This is a genomic window from Amycolatopsis nigrescens CSC17Ta-90 (assembly GCF_000384315.1).
Lineage (GTDB): Bacteria > Actinomycetota > Actinomycetes > Mycobacteriales > Pseudonocardiaceae > Amycolatopsis > Amycolatopsis nigrescens.
Window position 1 is genome coordinate 5212717 of sequence record NZ_ARVW01000001.1, and the last position, 18467, is coordinate 5231183.

The 18467-nt window shown below is 69.5% G+C and carries 14 protein-coding genes and 1 tRNA gene; 5 read left to right on the top strand and 10 right to left on the bottom strand.

From position 1 onward, the window contains the following. Positions 1-96 precede the first annotated feature (96 nt). On the top strand, positions 97-498 hold the full coding sequence (locus AMYNI_RS0124795; protein ID WP_020670765.1) for a YybH family protein: 402 nt from the start codon (positions 97-99) through the stop codon (positions 496-498). Positions 499-528: 30 nt separating this feature from the next. Here AMYNI_RS0124795 and AMYNI_RS0124800 read toward each other — a convergent pair. Then, positions 529-602, bottom strand: a tRNA-Leu gene (locus AMYNI_RS0124800). Positions 603-721: 119 nt separating this feature from the next. Here AMYNI_RS0124800 and AMYNI_RS0124805 point away from each other — a divergent pair. Beyond that, positions 722-943: a DUF3618 domain-containing protein gene (locus AMYNI_RS0124805; RefSeq protein WP_020670766.1), complete on the top strand. Its 222-nt coding sequence runs from the start codon at positions 722-724 to the stop codon at positions 941-943. Here the strand turns inward: AMYNI_RS0124805 and AMYNI_RS50685 are convergent. Both AMYNI_RS50685 and AMYNI_RS0124815 read right to left on the bottom strand, forming a co-directional pair. Further along, positions 940-1506 carry a hypothetical protein gene (locus AMYNI_RS50685; RefSeq protein ID WP_020670767.1) on the bottom strand — a complete coding sequence of 189 codons (567 nt, stop codon included), beginning with the start codon at positions 1504-1506 and terminating at the stop codon, positions 940-942. The two genes, AMYNI_RS0124805 and AMYNI_RS50685, sit on opposite strands and share 4 nt — an antisense overlap. A 202-nt stretch (positions 1507-1708) precedes the next feature. Further along, a complete protein-coding gene (locus AMYNI_RS0124815; protein WP_026360890.1) occupies positions 1709-2299 on the bottom strand; it encodes a TetR/AcrR family transcriptional regulator in 591 nt (196 codons plus the stop codon). A gap of 166 nt (positions 2300-2465) precedes the next feature. On the opposite strand from AMYNI_RS0124815, the gene AMYNI_RS0124820 reads away from it, so the two are divergent. Further along, positions 2466-3962, top strand: coding sequence for a flavin-containing monooxygenase (locus AMYNI_RS0124820; protein WP_026360891.1), 1497 nt, complete (start codon positions 2466-2468; stop codon positions 3960-3962). A 131-nt stretch (positions 3963-4093) separates the two neighbouring features. Here the strand turns inward: AMYNI_RS0124820 and AMYNI_RS0124825 are convergent, their stop codons facing one another. The 5 genes from AMYNI_RS0124825 to AMYNI_RS0124845 form a co-directional block, all read right to left on the bottom strand. Continuing rightward, positions 4094-4570 (bottom strand): helix-turn-helix domain-containing protein, encoded by a 477-nt coding sequence (locus AMYNI_RS0124825; RefSeq protein ID WP_020670770.1) that lies wholly within the window; start codon positions 4568-4570, stop codon positions 4094-4096. 174 nt (positions 4571-4744) lie between these two features. Beyond that, complete coding sequence (locus AMYNI_RS0124830; protein ID WP_020670771.1) at positions 4745-6238, bottom strand: LCP family protein; 1494 nt, start codon at positions 6236-6238, stop codon at positions 4745-4747. A gap of 352 nt (positions 6239-6590) precedes the next feature. Continuing rightward, on the bottom strand, positions 6591-8786 hold the full coding sequence (locus AMYNI_RS0124835) for a phospholipase A2 (protein WP_020670772.1): 2196 nt from the start codon (positions 8784-8786) through the stop codon (positions 6591-6593). Positions 8787-8843: 57 nt separating this feature from the next. Beyond that, entirely contained in the window at positions 8844-10154 is a 1311-nt protein-coding gene (locus tag AMYNI_RS0124840) for a GGDEF domain-containing protein (protein ID WP_020670773.1), read from the bottom strand. 693 nt (positions 10155-10847) lie between these two features. Further along, positions 10848-12035 carry an MFS transporter gene (locus AMYNI_RS0124845; RefSeq protein WP_020670774.1) on the bottom strand — a complete coding sequence of 396 codons (1188 nt, stop codon included), beginning with the start codon at positions 12033-12035 and terminating at the stop codon, positions 10848-10850. 414 nt (positions 12036-12449) lie between these two features. Between AMYNI_RS0124845 and AMYNI_RS0124850 the strand changes: the two genes are divergently transcribed. Next, positions 12450-13358 (top strand): SDR family NAD(P)-dependent oxidoreductase, encoded by a 909-nt coding sequence (locus AMYNI_RS0124850; RefSeq protein ID WP_020670775.1) that lies wholly within the window; start codon positions 12450-12452, stop codon positions 13356-13358. A gap of 83 nt (positions 13359-13441) precedes the next feature. Here AMYNI_RS0124850 and AMYNI_RS0124855 read toward each other — a convergent pair whose 3' ends face one another. Next, entirely contained in the window at positions 13442-15295 is a 1854-nt protein-coding gene (locus tag AMYNI_RS0124855; protein ID WP_020670776.1) for an AMP-dependent synthetase/ligase, read from the bottom strand. A gap of 220 nt (positions 15296-15515) precedes the next feature. Here AMYNI_RS0124855 and AMYNI_RS0124860 point away from each other — a divergent pair, with 220 nt between their 5' ends. Next, the gene (locus tag AMYNI_RS0124860) at positions 15516-16169 is read left to right on the top strand and encodes a thiaminase II/PqqC family protein (RefSeq protein WP_020670777.1); all 654 of its coding nucleotides are present in this window, start codon (positions 15516-15518) and stop codon (positions 16167-16169) included. On the opposite strand, the gene AMYNI_RS0124865 is transcribed toward AMYNI_RS0124860, so the two are convergent. Further along, positions 16170-18230, bottom strand: a complete 2061-nt coding sequence (locus AMYNI_RS0124865) for a diguanylate cyclase (protein ID WP_020670778.1) — start codon at positions 18228-18230, stop codon at positions 16170-16172. Positions 18231-18467: the final 237 nt, after the last annotated feature.

The following is an 18467-nucleotide window of genomic DNA, read 5'->3' on the forward strand; positions in this document are numbered from 1 at the left end:
CTGCCTTCCGGTCCGGGAACCAGGAGTGTGGCAGCCGGCACCGACAAATTTCCGGCGGCGGCGATGAGTTCCCGCCTCGGCACGGGTACCAGTGACATGACTACCGACGAACAGCAGATCCGCACCCTGATCGAACAATGGGCCGCCGCGGTGCACCGGGGAGACCTGCCCGGTGTGCTGACCGGCCACGCCGACGACATCGTGATGTTCGACGTCCCACCGCCTTACCAGGGCATTCGCGGTATCGACGGGTACCGCGAATGCTGGCCGCCGTTCTTCGAATGGCAGGCGCAGGGCGCCACCTTCGACATCGAGTCCCTCGACATCACCGCCGGGTCGGACGTCGCCTACGCCCAGGCCCTGTTGCGCTGTGGAACCTCGAAGGAGTTCGCCGAGAACCCGGACAACCGCCTGCGGCTGACGCTCGGCCTGCGCAAGGAACAGGGCCGCTGGGTGGTCGCCCACGAACACCACTCGTTCCCGCTCACCGGGAACTGAAAGGGACTGCGCCGCAGGTCAGGGTCGGAGTGGGCCCGGTGAGACTCGAACTCACACTGGCACGGACCTAAACCGTGTGCCTCTGCCAATTGGGCTACGGGCCCCGACCGGACAAGCCTAGCTGGCCGGGAACCGGCCTTGCTCGGCGTGGCCGGTGCGACGGGCGGGGCGCGGGTGATCTACCGTGGTGCCTCTGCGAACGCTTGCCTGGCAAGGAGGACCCGTGGCCCGCGACCCGGAGACCATCGAGCGTGAGATCGAGAAGGCGCGCGACGCGCTGGCATCGACCTTGGATCAGCTCGGCACCAAGGCCAGTCCGAAGCGGCTCGCCGACTCGGCCAAGACCAGTGTGCGGTCGAAGCTGGACGAGCCCAAGGTGAAGTTCCCGCTGATCGGCATCGGTGCGCTGATCGGCTTTCTGCTACTGCGCAAACTGTTCCGCTAGGCCCGAGCCACCGGTGGGGTCACCGAGCCGCCGACGGTCACCGAACCGGCGACCGGCCCCGGTGACTTCACCGGCTTGGCGCCCTTCGTGGTGTTCAGCGCGTCCGCGATCGGCGCCATCTTGCCGTTGGACAGGTCCACGTTCGGGCCCTTCGGCTTCTCCTTGACCGGTTCGGCCACCTCGTCCGCCGACGCGGCGCTCTCCGTGGCCGGCGTCGTGGAGTCGCTGCCGGACCCGGCGGGCTCCTTTCCGGACGCCTCGGATGTTTCAGCCGTCTCAGCCGCTTCAGGGGCCTCCGGAGCCTCCGGGGCCGCAGCGGTCTCAGGGCGGGTCAACCTGGCGGTCATGTACACGGTGGTGAACTCGAGGGCGCTGCCGTTCAGCAGGTGCACCACGGTCGCGTCCTTACCCGCCGTGTTCAGCTTCTCGACCAGCTGGTCGGTCCTGTCCCGTGCGGCGATTATTCCGGGCGCACGCGCGGTCATCGTCTTGCCGAAGCCGGTGACCGTGATCGTCCAGTCCTCGTCTTCCTGCACATAGACGGCGGTGATCGGTTCCATCATCGGGTCTCACCCCTCCCTGCTGGATGCTCCATCTACGGGGACTACCTCACCGCCACTTCATGACGGCAACTGGCAGTTAACCCGATCGGGCGTGCCAACGCCGCCGTTTTGTCGAACTTCCCACCTGGTATATCGATACATCAACACGACTCTGTGTCACAAGTGACCGAAGAGAATGTGCTGTGCGTGACGACCAGATGGCCTAATCCGGGTCGCTCGTGCCGGCTCGGCGGGCCAGTCCGCCCCACAGCATGTCCATCGCGTACCCGGTCGCCAGCTCCGGAGTGATTTCGTCGTTGCGCTCGCACCAGATCGCGAGCCGCTCGCAGGCGCCGACCACGATCTCCGCGGACGCCTCCACCTGCTGGCTCGAGTCGGCGTCGAAATAGCCGCTCATCAGCGCGCCGATGAGGTCGGTCTGCTGCTGCCGGGTCTGCTCGATCGCGTCCGCCGCGCTGGTGCCGATCAACGCCATCTCGTGTCGCAGCAGCGACCAGGACTGGCGGTGCTCGCGGATGAACACGAAGAACGCGTGCAGCCCCCTGCGCAGCGCGTCCTCGGCGCCGGCCGCGCCCGTCACGGCCTGTTCGGTGACCTTGCGCAGCTCCGAGCGCGACTCCGCGATACAGGCCACGAGCAGGCCTTCCTTGGAGTTGAAGTACTCGTAGAGCATCGGCTTCGAGACGCCGACCCGCTCCGCGATCTCGTCCATCGACGCCGACACGTAGCCGCGCTCGGAGAAGACCGCCTCGGCGATTTCGATCATCTGCCGCTCCCGCTCGGCCCTGGGCATGCGCTTGCGGCGCGCCGGGACACCTTCGGCGGTGGGCTTCGGGGAGGCGGTCACGAAGCTACTCTACCGGAAGTAACCTACTATGAGTAAGATGGACTCCGGGTAACAGTAAACCTGCGGGCCGAAAAGCCCCGGGACCAGCAGTGACGTCATGGAGGACGGGCAGATGGGCAAGCGCACCGAGACGGGCGTGGTGATCGTCGGGACCGGCTTTTCCGGGCTCGGCATGGCGATCCAGCTCCGCAAGGAAGGCCGTACGGACTTCGTGATCCTGGAGAAGGCCGACGACGTCGGCGGCACCTGGCGGGACAACACGTACCCAGGCTGTGCCTGCGACATCCAGTCGCACATGTACTCGTTCTCCTTCGAGCAGAACCCGGACTGGAGCAGGTCGTTCTCCCCGCAGCCGGAGATCTGGGACTACCTGCGCCGAGTCGCGGAGAAGTACGACATCTACTCCCACGTGCGGTTCGGCCAGGAGATGACCGGGGCGCGCTGGGACGCCGACGAGAACCGCTGGCACGTGGCCACCAAGGGCGGCGACGAGTTCGTCGGCCAGTTCCTGGTGGCCGGGGTCGGCGCGCTGCACCTTCCGCAGATCCCCGCGCTGCCGGGCATCGAGCGGTTCGCCGGCCGGTCCTTCCACTCCGCGGAGTGGGACCACGACTACGACCTGCGCGGCAAGCGGGTGGCCGTGATCGGCACCGGCGCCAGCGCGGTCCAGTTCGTGCCGCAGATCGCCAAGGACGTGCGGAGCCTGCACCTGTTCCAGCGCACCCCGCCGTGGATCATGCCGAAACCGGACCACGCGATGCCGGGCTGGGCGAGGAAGCTGTTCGCCAAAGTGCCCGGCACCCAGCGGGCCTACCGGAGCGCGCTGTACTGGATGCTGGAAGCCCGCGCGATCGGCTTCAACGGCCACCCCGGCCTGATGAAGCTGGGGCAGAAGCTCGCGAAGCGGAACATCGACAAGAGCGTCAAGGACCCCGGGCTGCGGGCCAAGCTCACCCCGGACTACGTCATGGGCTGCAAGCGGGTGCTCATCTCCAACGACTACTACCCGGCGCTGAACAGGGACAACGTGGACGTGGTCACCGACGGCGTGGCGGAGGTCAAGGAACACAGCATTGTGGACACCGCCGGGGTGGAGCACGAGGTGGACGCGATCATCTACGGCACCGGTTTCCACGTCACCGACGCCTTCGACGACCTGGACCTGACCGGGGTGGACGGCCGCAACCTCGGCAAGGAGTGGGCCACCGAGGGCATGCGGACCCATCTCGGCATCAACGTGTCCGGGTTCCCGAACCTGTTCTTCCTGCTGGGACCGAACACCGGGCTCGGGCACAACTCGGTGGTGTTCATGATCGAATCCCAGATCCGTTATGTGGCGGACGCTATCCGGCTGGTGGAGAAGTCATCGGCCGCCGCGATCGACCCGCGCGCGGAGGCGCAGGAGAAGTTCAATGTGGACATCCAGCGGAAGCTCGACAAGGGCATCTGGACGCAGGGCGGCTGCAAGAGCTGGTACCTGGATGCGAAGGGGGTGAACCGGACCATCTGGCCCGGATTCACCTGGCGCTACTGGCTGAACACCCGGCGGATCACCGCCGCGGACTTCCAGCTCGTCGGCTCCGCCGACCGCGCTCGCGTTAACTCCTAACCCGCTGTCCGTGAAGGGCACCTTGCCTACCTTCAACGTAGGCAAGGTGCCCTTCACGGACGAGCAGGGGTGCGAGGGGAAGGGAGGACCGGCGCGGTCATCGGGGGCGGGGACCACCGCGCCGGTGGTTTTCAGGCGGCCGGGCCGGCCAGTGCGCGCAGCCTGGCCAGCAGGTCCACCGTGGGGATGCCGCACAGCTCGGCCATCCGCTCCACCGCGGCCAGGTCGAGCTGGATCTCCGCGGACGCCTGCTCGCCGGTCTGGGCGAGCCTGCCTTCGGCCCACCGCCGCAGCGGCAGCAGCTCGGGCTGGCTGTCCGCGATCACTCTGGTCAGGTCCAGCCGGACCCGGCCGGGCTCGTCGGTGAACACCCGGCGGTGCACCTTCGCGAGCAGGTCCTGCGGCAGCTCGTCCATCGCCAGGCACAGCTCGACCAGGCGCACCACCGAGCACTGCCGGGTGCCCAGTTCGTAGGTGGCCAGCGTCTGCAGCGAGATCTCGCTCTGCAGGTGCTGGTTCAGCTCCTTGCGCGTCCAGCCGCGCCGCCTGCGTAGTTTGCGGAGCTCTTCGCCGAGAACTCGTTGATAGGTATCGCCGTCGAACCGCACTCCTCGTCCCCTGCCTCGACTATGCGTCGTGTCGCACCCCTGCACCGCTACGCGAGTCGTCTTCACGACTATGAAAGTCGCTAGGTACGCGGCTCTTACGCAACTTCGGCCGAGAGTTTGAGGACAAAAAGGAATACTACGCCGATCGGGCTAATGAGACGGGGCTGAACGGCGTCAGTTGACGCAGGTGACCCCGTCCGCGGTGATCGGCTGGTCACCGGTGGGGGACTGCGCGGGGGCTTCCTGCGACTGTGACCCCGACTGCGACGAAGCCGATGACGGCGGCGAGGACTGGCCGGCGTTCGAGGTCCCGCCGCTGTAGTCCGAGCCGAGGTAGACCGTGACGTGGCCCTTCGCGACCGTCGGGTCCGCCTCCACGGCGAGCCCGCCGAGCGACTCGGCCACGGCCTGCGCGGCCGCCTTGCCGTCCCCGCCGTAGCGCACCGTGCTCGTCTTCCTCGGTGCGGAGTTCGCCGTCTCACCGGGGGTGAAACCCTGACCGGCCAGTGTCTGCGCCACGTTCGCGGCCAGCCCGGTCTTGCCGGAGGAGTTGCGCACGTCCACAGTGGTCGCCTTGTTGTCCTGGGCGGGCGGCGGCTGCGCCGCTGCCGGCTGCGGGGCGAGACCCTGCACGAAGGCGGACACCTGCTTCGGGTCGACCTGGATGGCCGACTCGCCGTCCGGGGTCTTGTAGTCCATGTTGACCACCGGGATCGTGCGGAACTCCAGCTGCCCGCCGGTGAGGCCCTTGAGCTGCTGGGCGAAGCCGAAGATGTCCCAGCCCTGGTTGAGCACCACGGACTTCTTGATCGCGTCGATCAGGCCGGTCAGCTTGCCGGGGTCGGTGAGCGTGCCCGCGGAGAGCACCTTGCCGGCCAGCCCGGCCATGAACACCTGCTGGCGGACCACTCGGTCGAGGTCGCCGTTCGGCAGGCCGTGCCGCTGCCGGACGAAGGCCAGCGCGTCCGCGCCGGACACGGTCTGCTTGCCCGCCTTGAAGTCGGCCCCGGAGTAGGTGTCTCTGACCGCCTTGTTCAGGCAGACGTCCACGCCGCCGATCGCCTGGGTGATCTCGCTGAAGCCGAGCAGGTTGATCGCGGCGTAGTTGTCGATGGTCGAGCCGGTGAGCTTCTCCACGGTCGCGATCAGCGTCTTCGCCCCGGCCTGGTTGCTCTTGAGCTCGATCTCCTTGGCATCGGTGACGCCCTGCTCCTGCAGGTCCTTGGCCGCGGAGGTCTTGGCGCGCGCGTACGCGGAGTTGATCTTGTGCTTGCCGTAGCCGCCGGGAATGTCCACGTAGGAGTCCCGGGGCAGCGAGATGGCCACCGCCTTGCCGCCGTCGTTCGGAATGTGCACGAAGATCAGCGTGTCGGTGTTCAGCTCGCCGTCGGAGACCCCGGCGCGCAGCTGGGCGAGCAGCTCCTTGGACAGCGGGTTGCCCTGCGCGTCGGTGCGGCTGTCCAGGCCGACCAGCAGGATGTCCCTGGCGCCGTCGGCGGGCTTGTCGCCGCCGGCGCCCTGGCCGATCACGTCGGTGAAGCTCAGTCCGCTCACCAGGCCCTGCATGGCCGCCCAGGCGTAGCCGGTGAGGCTCATCACGAGCAGTGAGACGATCGCGAGGGCGATCTTCGGGCCGCGCGCCGGGCGGCGCCTCGGTGGCGTCGGCATGGGCCGCCTTCGCGGCGGTTGACCGGGCGGCGGACCGGAGCGCCGGGCGTCCTGCGGCGCACCGCGCGGGCCGGCTGGCCTCGGCCGGGTCTCCCGGATCGGTCCGGCCGAACCCTCCTGCCACGGGCGCGCGGGACGGTTCCCGCGCTCATTCCGTGGCGGGTAGTCCATGCCGGCGTCTCCTCTCTCGCACACGTACGGTCGGCCGGGTTAACCCAATCAGGGCAGCACCCGGCCCAACAGTCCGGACGTATGGTCCCGCGCTCGGGTTGCCGTAGCGTCGCATATCGATCTCCGAGTGTGCCCGACAACACCCTCCCGAGCTGCGCGACCACGCAGCCGGGCGACGTGCTCACCCGGCGTTCACGGCCACCGCTCTGGTCTGCAGGCCGGCGCTCACCGCGGCCGCGACGGCGAACAGCGCGGTCAGCCCGTGCACCGCGAGTGCCACCTGATCTGGCACAGGTCCGCTGGTAGCTGACAACAACGGTGGCACACAGGCCAGCGCGGTGACCACCCAGGTGCTGGGCGCCGCGCCGTTGCCGATCCGCACCGCGTGCAGCAGGAAGACGCCGAGCAGCAACTGCACCAGGTTCTGGATCGGGTCCAGCTGCAGGCCGAGCATGGTGGCCCCGGTCTCGCCGCCGAACCTGGTCAGCGCGAATCCGAACACCCCGATGGTGGCGTAGCCGATGCCCAGCACGACCCCGGCGTGCGCGAGCAGTGCGCCCAGCCGCCCGGCCGGCTGCGCGCCGATGAGCGACGGGCCAGGGCTGGCGGCGTGCCGTTCGAACCACCAGAACACCAGTGCGGCCGGCCCGGCCAGCAGCGCCAGCGCGACCAGCGGCCGCGGCTCGGTGAGCCAGGTGAGCACGTCCATCAGCCGTCCCGGCAGGTAGACCAGCGCGACCAGCAGCAGCATGGCGGCCAGGAAACCGAGGTACAGGCTCATCGGGGCGCGCACCACCAGCCGGACCGCCACGATCAGACGCGGCCGTCCGGCCAGCGTGGCGAGGCGGCGCGCGAAGAGACCGGTCAGGCCGAGCTGCACCGCGCCGAGCAGCAGCACCGGCAGCGTGGCCGCGGACAGCGCGGGTGCCGCGGCGGGGTCGCCGAGCAGGGTCGGCGGGCCGGTCCCGGTCACGCTCAGCAGGACCAGCCCGGCGGCACCGGCGGCCGTGCCCGTCACCAGCCAGCCGGTCCGCACCCCGCGCCCGGCCTGCCAGAAGGCGAGTTGCTGGGCCAGCAGCGCCAGCCCGAACGCCCCGGCGTGGCGGGGCAGCGAAGAGTCGAGCCAGCCCGCGCCGAACTCGGCCAGCACCACCAGGCCGAGCAGCGCGGCCAGGGTGCTCCTCGGGGCCAGCCGGTGCAGTTTGAGCAGCGCCGGCGCGGCCACCATGGTCAGCAGGTAGACGCCGATCAGCCAGAGCGGGTGCAGCGCGATCCGCATCACGGTCGCGTTGGTGCCGGCCGGAATGCCAAGCAGCTCCAGCGCGAGCGGCACCACCAGCGCCACCACCACGAAGATCAGCGCGGGACGCAGCAGCCGGCTCGCCCGGTGCGCCAGGTACTGGCGATAACCACCGCCCGCGTCCAGCTCGGCCTGCCAGCCCGCCGCGTTGGCCCGGCCGCAGGCGAAGAAGAACAGCGGCGCGAGCTGGGCCAGCCAGGTCAGCGGCCACAGCCACTCGTGGCCAGCCCCGGCCCAGTTGGCCAGCGCGATCGCGGACTCGCCGAGCACCAGCAGCACCATGCTGGCCGCACCGAGCATCGCCCACGGCGTGAGCGGCCGGGCAGCGGCGGTTTCGGCGGCGGTTCCCGCTGTCCGCACTGTCCGCGCTGCCCACGGCTGCGGTGCCGGGCGGACACGCCTGGCGCGCAGCCAGTCACGCAGCCGGAAGACCAGCAGGCAGCCGATCACGACCACTCCGGCCAGCATCGGGCCGACCGGCTCGCCGACCGGCGGGCCCCAGCGCTGGTGCCAGGAGTTCACCACCAGCCCGGCGGTGTAGAGCGACGCGACCATCCCGCAGGTCTTCGCCGAGTCCATCGGATTGATCGAGCACATCGCGTGCATGTCCGCGGACAGCCGATCGTCCAACGCGGCCCTGACCTGCTGACCCAGCGGCTGGCCCTGCTTTTCCGCGTACCGGAGCAGGTCGTAGCCGAGGTCGTGCGCCTTGCACGGCACCGCGTAGTCCCACTTGCTGTTGTCCTCACCCCACGGCGTGGAGCAGCCGCCGTCCGTGTGCACCGCGCGCACCGTGCCGTCCCTGGCCGACATCGCACTCGGTGTGACGCCGGTCACCTGGGTGAAGTCGGCGGGCAGCTCGTTCAGCGCCTCGGCCGAAGGCCCGGGGTTCAGCAGTGCGTCCACCGCGCGCTGGGCGGCGGCCGGCCCGCCGGTCAGCGGGCCGTGCTCAATCGGGGCCGCGGAACGGGACGCGACCAGGCCGAACCCGATCACGACCAGTGCGAGCAACAGCATCCAGGCCGAGGTCCACAGTGGCCGCCGGACGCGCGGAAGGGTCTCTGCGGTGGCGGTCATGCTCTCCAGGGTCCCAGGCCGGATCACGACCGGACATCCGGATATCCCCCGGTTGTGTCACGGGCTGTCCGGAGTGTCCGCCAGCTTCTCGGCCGCTATCCGCACCTGGTTGCGGCCGTTCTCCTTGGCTTCGTAGACCGCCGCGTCGGCGGCCTGCATCAGGATGTCCAAAGTGTCGCCGTGGTCCGGATAGACCGCGACGCCGATCGAAGTGGTGCGCCCGGCGATGGTGGTCTGCGCGCCGCGCTTGTCCGTGGTGACTATGCGCAGCTCGGCGATGGTGCCGCGGATTCGCTCCGCCGCGCCGGCCGCGGTGATCTCGTCGGTGTCCGGCAGCAGCACCAGGAACTCCTCGCCGCCGTACCGGCCGACCACGTCCGTCGGCCTGGTCGCCTCGTCTATCGCCTGCGCCACCCGGCGCAGCACGTCGTCCCCGGCGGGGTGGCCGTGCGAGTCGTTGATCCACTTGAAGTGGTCGAGGTCGATCATCAGCAGGGCGAGGTTGCCGCGCGATCTGGTCGCCCTGCCGAAGGCCCGCTCGGCGGACTCGCTCCAGCCCCGCATGTTGTAGACCGCGGTCTTGGGGTCGGTGCGCGCGTCGTTCTGCAACTGGTCAAGTTCGGCGAGCCGGTTGAACACGACGGTCACCACGGCCATGATCGCGACCGCCGGCGGCATGGTGATCAGCAGGATCGCGGTCACCGCGCCGAGCCCGGTGGTGATCGCTTCGAGAAGGTTGTCCGCCTTGCTTCCCAGGATGCTGGACAGGGTCGGCCTCGATGGGCCCGCCAATGAGAGGATGCCGCCCACGTAAACGATTTGCACGGCCTCGTAAACCAGCGCGGTGATGATTAATGCCGCGAATTCCCGAAGGGAGCCCAATAGGGTGAGCGAGGACCAGACGTGCGGGCCGAGGGAGTCGAATGTCAGGTGCGCCAGCGATGCTGCCAGACAGTGGGAGACGGTGGAGTAGATGAAGTTGTGCGCCGGCCGGCGGGCGGTGAACCAGCGTTGTGCCCTGATGATCAGGATCAGCAGTACGGTGAGTTCCGCCGGAATGATCAATACCGCGGGGAAGACCCAGACCGCGGTGAGATCGATAAGCACCGTGCGGGTCCGGCTGCGCCGCCGCTCTTCCTGTCGCTGGGTTAGCTGGATATGTGCGGTTGCCCCCGCGGTCAAAATCGCGAAACCGAACCATTCCAACCGGTTCGGCAGTCCGGAGCCGGCGAACGCGAGCGCGAAACCCGGGATTGAGAGGGCTTCCATCAGCAGCAGAAAGACGATGAACGGCTTCGGCCGCCGCCACAGCGCCCAGCCGCGGATGCCGGTCGGCTGTGCGCGCTCGACACTCGGTTCGTCACTCACCGAATCCGGCGGCCCCTGCTCCGAATGGGCGGACGTGACCTGCGGTTCGGTAACGGTGTCCTCACTCTCAGGCGTCGCGTCGCCGGGCGGAGGGGGCGGCGGTCGGTCGCGGGGTACGAGTGCCACTCGGCTACCTCCTTTCGACATCCGCCGCCGCGGTTGAGTAATCTCCCTGGTACCCGCTCGACCGCCGTTCGCTTTCTGCGACCGGTATCATCTCATCGCACCGGATGTGTGTGTAGGCGAGGACGTAGCCCGAACTGCGGAGGCCGCTTCCTTGGACCGTGTGTACCGATCGGAGGTGCTTCCCGTGTCGGCTCGCGATTTCTGATCCCCTGCTGCGTCGAAGTTGTTCCGCCCCATTGCGAGAAGAGGTGTTCCGCGTGGCTGCTCGTGATTTCTGATCTCGCCGGATGGCCCAATCCCGTCGTCTCGCGTTGCGCAGGAGGTGTTGAGCGTGCAGGCTCGTGATTTCTGATCCGTCGCTCGTCGGTGAACGTGTTCCGCCCCGTTGTGAGAGAGGTGCCCACCGTGTCCGCTCGTGATTTCTGATCCGGCAACCGAACAAGTTTTCGAACCGGCCCACAGGGAGGTGCTTTCGGTGACGGCCCGTGACTTCTGATCTGGTTCCAACCCAAGACTCGGCAATTCGAGTCGCCCGCCCGATACGCGCGGTAAGCGGTGCGACATGACTTACTCGGCTGTTTCGCTGTTCGCGGCGTTCACCCGGGACCAGGAGATCGCGACCGGGATGGCCAGCAGCACGCCGATCCCGCCCGCGATGGCGATCGCCGTGGTGGCGGACCCGGCCAGCTGCGCGATTATTCCGCCTAGAGCGACCCCGATGCCCTGTGCCACCCGGAGTCCGGTCCGGTACAGACCCCCAGCCCCGCCGCGAAGTTCGTTCGGCACCCAGGTGATGAACGTGGCGCTGACCGTGATCAGGTAGGCGCCGGTGGCTCCCGCGAGTGCCAGCAGTACCAGCGCGAGCGCGAGGTTGGGCTGGAAGATGAAGGCAACCAGCGTCAGCAGTGGCGCGATCGCCAGCACGCCGAGGATCCGGCGACGGGCGGCCGCCGAGAGGTACCTGGAGAGCACGAAGGCGCCGACCACGAACCCCAGCGGGTCGGCGGCCAGCAGCCAGCCGACCGCGCCGTCCGAGGCGCCGATCTGATGGGCCAGCGGAGCCGCCAGGCCCTCCGGGATGACCGCCAGGCCGACCAGCCAGGAAAGCCCGATTAATACCCGGAGCCGGCGCTGCCGGGCCACCCAGCGGATCGCGCCGAACCAGCCGTCGCCGGGGTTCCCCGCCGCCGGCCGCCGCCGCACCCACCGGCGCACCACCAGCGCGCTGACCAGGAAGCTGACCGCGTCGATGGCTAGTGCCCATGAGGTGCCGAGCTGTGCGACCAGCAGCCCACCGCCGGCGAGCCCGAGCAGCATCGCCGTGTTGGTGGTGATTCCCCGGATGTCCTGACTGCGCAGGTAGAGATCGTCATCGGTGAAAACCTCCCTGGTCAGCGCGTTCTGCGCGGCATTGCCGGGAGCGCCGACCAGCCGGGCGAGCACCACGATTATGCACAGCACCGGCAGCGGCGTGCCCGGAATCGCCATCGCGCCGATCAGCACCGCCTGGATCACCGCGGAGAGGCTGAGCACGGTTCGCCGCGGGAAGCGGTCCGCGAGCTGGGCGAGCCCGAGCCCGCCGGCCAGCGCGGGCAGGAAGGTCAGCGAGTACACCACCGCGGACCAGAGGGCGGAGCCGGTCTGGCTGTAGACCATGATCGCCAGTGCGACCGTGGTGAGCTGGTCCCCGATCAGGGACTGCGCTTCGGCGAACCACAGGGCGCGGAACTCGGTGTTGCCGAGTGCGGCACTCATGGGCGGTCGCGTGTTGGTCTTCACCTTCTGTCCACTTCCCCCCGATCGGGTGAACGTGCCCGTGCCCCTACATTGTGTCGATCATCGTCGTACTAGTCGTGACCGGACTCACCTAACCCCTTCGGCAATCAACGGTAAGTATGCCTTCGGCTACACGGAGACGAACAGCCAACCTCGACCGTATCGGCCTAGTGCGGTAGTTGGGTCACGATCGGTGACCGCGTCGGTTCGGCCCGTGCCGACCCGCGCGGGGGTACCACCGCGCCGATCAGATCTCACTCGTTCGGCGCATCGAGGTAACCGCTCGTCGCCATCGGGGGCGGCCGATCGCCCATCCCCGTCAACACTGGACGCAGGAGCCAGCAGCAGCGATGAACGGGGCTGTGTCGGGGCTGGCGGTGGGAGTGACGTGCGATGGACAGGCTCTTGCAGGACAAGGCAGTGGTGGTGACCGGCGCCGGACGAGGACTCGGTGAGGCGTTCGCGGTGCACGTGGCGCACGCCGGTGCCGCGGTGGTGGTCAACGACGTGGACGCCGAGCTCGCCGAGCGCACCGCGGCCGGTATCCGGCAGCACGGCGGCCGTGCGGTGGCCAACGGTCACTCGGTGACCGACCCGGCCGGCGCGCAGGCGATCGTCGACGAGTGCGTCGCGGAGTTCGGCAAGCTCGACGGGCTGGTCAACAACGCCGGGGTGAACTACGAGGCGCTGCCGTGGGAGGACGAGCCGGACCAGATGCGGGAACTGGTCGAGGTGAACCTGCTCGGCGTGCTGTACACCGGCACCGCGGCCGCGAAGGCGATGGTGGCCGCCGGTTCCGGCGGGTCGATCGTGAACGTCTCCTCCGGCGCGTCGCTCGGCCAGCGCAAGCTCGCCGCGTACGCCGCGAGCAAGGGCGCGGTCGCGTCGCTGACTTATTCCTGGGCGCTGGACATGGAAGAGGTCGGCATCCGGGTCAACGCGGTCTGCCCGCTGGCGCACACCAGGATGGTCTGGAAGTCCGAACGTTCGCTGCGCAACTGCCCGCCGGACCGGACCCCGTCCCGGATCGCGCCGCTGGTGCTGTTCCTGCTCGGCGCCGGCTCCGAGGGCATCACCGGCCAGCTGATCCGGTGCAACGGGCCGCAGCTGCACATCGTCGGCCAGCCGTACCTGAAGGCACCCATCCTGGAGCGGGCGACCTGGGACACCGAAAGCGTGCAGCGCGCCTTCGACGAGGTGTTCAGCGCGCATCTGGAGCCTTACGGGCTGGAGAAACGGGTACCGCCACGACTGCGCAAGTGGACCGAGAGCCCTTCGGCTCCGCCCCTGCGCAGCGCCTGAGGGGGACCGGCCCAACGTGACGTTCGGTCCCTAGAACGAGCCAAACGTCACGTTGGGCCGGGCGTGCCGGGGCAAATAGTCGGCTATTTGCCGGTTGGGTTGGTGGCGGGTTCGTAGAGCGAGCTGATCCGCGGCTGGTAGCGCTCGGCGATCACCCGGCGCTTGAGCTTCAGGGTGGGGGTGAGCTCGCCGCTCTCCGGGGTCCACGCCTTCGGGAGCAGGTGGTAGCGCTTGATCTGCTCCACCCGCGCCAGCCTGCTGTTCGCGGACTCCACCGCACGGTCGATCTCGGCGCGGATCTCCGGGTGCTCGGCGAGCTCGGCCACGTCCCCGGCCTCGATCCCGTTCGCCGCCGCCCAGCCGGGCGCGATCTCGTCGTCCAGCACGATCAGCGCGGTGATGTAGGGCCGGTTGTCCCCGATCGCCACCGCCTGCCCGACCAGCGCGTGCTCCTTGAGCAGGCCCTCGATCCTGGTCGGCGCGATGTTCTTGCCGCCGGAGGTGATGATCAGCTCCTTCTTGCGGTCGGTGATCGTGACGAAGCCGTCCTCGTCGATGGTGCCGATGTCCCCGGTGGCCAGCCAGCCGTCCTGGTCGGTGACCGACTTGATCGAACCGTCCTCCTGCAGGTAGCCGAGGAAGACGATCGGGCCGCGCACGAGCAGCTCGCCGTCCTCGCCGGTCTTGACCTCCAGATCGGCCAGCGGCCGTCCGACGGTGCCCGCCTTGAAGGCCGACGCGGTGTTCGAGGTGACCGCGCCGGTGGTCTCGGAAAGGCCCCAGACCTCCTGGATCTCCACCCCGAGCCCGGCGATGAAGTACAGCACCTCGACCGGCAGCGCGGCGGCCCCGCTGGAGGCCAGCGCCAGCTTGTCCAGCCCGAGCAGCGCACGCACCGGGGCGAGCACCTTCTCGTCCGTCTCGGCGATCCGCGCCGCCAGCTCGGCCGGCACCTCCTCGCCCGCACTGCGCAGCTTGTAGCCCTCCTGGAGCAGCTGGTTCGCGCCGAGCAGCGCTTCCCGCCGTTCCTCCGGCAGCCCGCCGAGCATGTTCTTCAGCCCGGCCACCATCTTTTCCCACACCCGTGGCACGCCGAAGAAGACCTGCGGGTGCACCCGGCCGAGCGCGCCGACCACCGCGGTCGGGTCGGCCAGGGTGTGCACGTGCGAGGCGTACACGATCGGGATGTAGATGGACAGCTCGCGTTCGGCGATGTGCGCCAGCGGCAGGTAGGCGATGCTGGTGGTGTGCCATGGGCTGCCGTGCACGCCGTGCACCGCCATCGCTTCGTGGATCACGCTGCGGTGGGAGAGCACCACGCCCTTCGGGTCGCCGGTGGTGCCCGAGGTGTAGATCATCGCCAGCGGGTCGTCCGGCAGGATGCCGGCCCAGGCGCGGTGGAAGGCCTCGGGGTCGGCGGTATGCGCGGCGGCGCCCTTCGCGAGGACGTCGGCGTAACTGAGGAAACGGTCGTCGCCGGCTGGAATGGCGTCCGCCTCCATCACCACGATCCATTTCAGCGCGGGCAGATCGTCCAGCACCGGCAGCCAGCGGGCAACTTCGGCGGCACCTTCGAGCACCACGACCGGCGCCGCGCTGTGCCGGGCGACGAAGCGGATCTGGTCCGGGCTGAGCGTGCTGTACGCGGTGCAGGAAATGACCGCGAGATGGGTGGCCGCCAGATCGGCGACGAAATGCTCCGGCCTGCTCGCACCCATGATCAGCATTCGGTTGCCGGGGCGGAGGCCGAGCCCGGCGAGGCCACGGGACAGTGCGGCGATCTCGTCCCGGAGCTCCCGCCAGCTCAGCGTCGGCATGCCCTCGGCGTCGAGCGAGGTCAATGCCGGAAGGTCCCCGTACTCCTCCGCGTTGCGCTGCAGGAGCTTGGGAATGGTCAGTCCTTCGGTCTCACTCGCGATGGACGTTCGGCTGGTCACCTTAGGCCTCCTAAACGCTCGCTGGTCCGGCCACCCTAAGCGCTCCCGCTCGTTCGGGATAGAGAATCGAGGCCACCGGTATGGCCGCCAAATCGTCACCCGGTTCCGGCGTGACCGGTGGAAATGTCCCGATCCGCCGCCGTTCGGGCGCTGCCCGCGCGCGTATCCGGGCGTTAGGCTTTCCGCACGGATCGACGAAACGGAAGGGAAGTCGCACCCGATGACCGGCTCGGCACGTGAACTGCTGTCCGAAGTGCAGGAAGAACTGGCGCCGCAGGAGGACGGCAACCGGCTGGTGTCGCTGATCGCGTCGGGCGCCGCGTCGCGGTCGGTGTTCGGGCTGATCGCCGCCGAGGAGCACCGGATCGTGCCGAGCGACTGGCGGAGCTTCCTGCACCTCGCGGCCAGGTCCGAGGAACGCGGCGCGCGAGAGTTCTTCGCCGGGCTGGCCGCTGGCGAAGGCGAGGCGCTCAACCGACTGTCCACATTGGCCACGGCGACCGGGATGGACGACGTGCAACTGCGGGCCTACGAGCCGCTTTCCGGCTGCCAGGCCTATCCGTCGTTCCTGGCCTGGATGGCGCTCAACGGCGAGCCGGCGGACGTGCTGGTCGCGCTCACCGCGAACTTCGCGGCCTGGGGCTCCTACTGCGCGACGATCGCCGGTGCGATGCGCGAGCACTACGGGTTCGACGACGATGCCTGTGGTTTCTTCGACTTCTTCGCCACCCCGGTGCCGGGCGCCGACGAGCAGGCCGTCGCCGCGGTGCAGGCCGGGATCGAGGCAGGCAGGCTGACCGCCGAAGCCCGCCGTTACGCCCGCCTCTTCCAGGACTACGAACTGCTCTTCTGGAACACCCTCGCCGACGCTTGATCACGGCACGTTGAGGTTGGGGAGTGGGCCGAGGTGGCCGCGGGCGTGCAGGGCGAGGAAGGCGGTGACGACGTCCGGGTCGTACCGCGAGCCGCGGCCGGTCCGCAGTTCGCGCGCGGCGTCCTCCTCCGCCATGGCGGGCTGGTAGACGCGGTCGGCCAGCATCGCGGCCCAGGAGTCGCAGACGGCCACGATGCGCGCTTCGATCCGGATGCCGGTGCCGGCGATCCCGTCCGGGTAGCCGGTGCCGTCGAACCGTTCGTGGTGCTGCCGGACCACCTCGGCGACCTCGCCGAGCCCCGGCACCGAGCCGACCAGCGCGGCGCCGTGGCCGGGATGGCGGCGGACCAGCTCCCATTCCGGTTCGGACAGTGCGCCCGGTTTGGTCCAGACCCCGGCCGGGATCAGCGCCTTGCCCACGTCGTGCAGCCGGCCGGCCAGCTCCGCCCGCCGCGCGGCCGTCGGGTCGAGGCCGAGCGAACGGGCCACCTGCCCGGCCCAGCGCCCCACCGCCCGGCTGTGCTCGTGCCCGGACACCCACGAGTCCACCTCGTCGGCCAGCGCGACCAGGTCCAGTGACGGCTCCGGCAGCTCGCCGTGCTGCCCCTTCGCCGGCACGACCTGGTCGCGGCCGTGCGCCTTGGCCGCGTACAGCGCGCGGTCGGCGGCGGTGACCAGTTCGGCGGGAGTGCTGCCGTGCAACGGATAGCTCGCCGTGCCCAGCGAGATGGTGACGTCCAGCCAGGTGTCGCCGGAGACCACGATCGGCCGTTCGGCGACCTGGCGGCGCAGCCGTTCGGCGATCAGCGCCGGTTCGTCGCGGCCGATGTCGCGGATCAGCACGGCGAACTCCTCACCGCCGTAGCGGGCCAGCAGGTCGCTGTCGCGGGTTGCCTCCTTCAGCCGCTCCGCGATCTCGGTCAGCACCTTGTCGCCGGCCGGGTGGCCGTAGCGGTCGTTGACCGACTTGAAGCGGTCCACGTCCGCGATCAGCACGGCCAGCCCGCCGTGCGCGCGGTGCGCCCTGGTGACCTCCACGGCGAGCTGGTGCTCGAAATGGCGGCGGGTGCGCAGGCCGGTCAGCGCGTCGGTGATGGCGAGCCGGCGCTGTTCGCTGACCAGCCCGGCCAGCCGCGCGATGGTGAGCACGAACAGCACCGCGCAGGCGCAGGCGGCGACCGGGATGTCCGGGTAGGAACCGTTGGCGTACTGGATGAGCAGGACCGCGGGGGCGATCAGCGCGGCCGCGCAGAGCCCGGCGATCCGGCCGGGGCCCGGCGCGGGCGCGGCTTCTTCAGCCTGTTCGGCGATCTTGCCCATCGCCGGGTGCAGCGCGGCCGCACCGAGCGCCAGGTTGCCGGAAAGCCAGATCGCGTCCAGGAAGTTGCCCGCGCCGTAGGTGCCGTTGAGCTGCTGGAAGACATAGATGCTGTCCGCGGCGAGGAACGCGAGCAGGTTCGTGGACAGCAGGAAGAACGGCACCGGCCGCGGCCCGGTGCCGAGGATCAGCCGCAGGGCCACGGCGAACATGGCCAGGTCCATCATCGGATAGCCGACCGACACGATCTTCACCAGCGCGGGTGAGTCGGCCTGCGCCTGCGGCGCGATCAGGTAGAGCCAGGACAGCATCCCGGCGACCACCGCGAGCAGTGCGGCGTCGAGCAGCCCCGGCAGGTCGCGGCCAGGGGAGCGCAGCCGGATCAGCGCGACCAGGCCGGCCACCACCAGCGGGTAGTGCGACAGGTAGAGGACGTCGGCCGGAGCCGGGAAGGAGGTGTCGCCGAGTACGAAGTGCGAGACGTAGAAGCCGGTGTCGGCGGTCGAGTAGATCAGCTGGCTGGCGCCGAGCAGGATCCACGGCAGCGGCGCGGCGGGCCGGTTCCGCAGGCAGCCGTAGAGCACGGCGACCGCGGCCGAGATGCTCACCGCGCAGTACAGCCCGACCCGGACCGCGGCCGGCGCGCCGGCCGCGACGGTGACGTAGTACGCGGCCATGGTGAGCAGACCGCCGGCCAGGTAGCCGGACCACAGCCAGCGGCCGGACGCCGGCTTCCTGATCACGTTGTTCCCTTCTGGCGCTGCCCGGTGGGATGGAGAGGATCCCACCCGAGGGCTACAAGTTAGAAAGCCCCTCCCGGTGGTAGCCGAAGAGGGGTACTAGTTCACCCGAAGAGACGAGTTCGGAAGTGCTCCTGGCTCCTCCGCGGCAAAGAGTGCGTCGTCGGTAGTCGCGGCCGGTTGCGCGGGCCGCCCGCCGGTGCCGCTACCATCGGCCGGCGCCGGGCCTCGGCGCGTGTG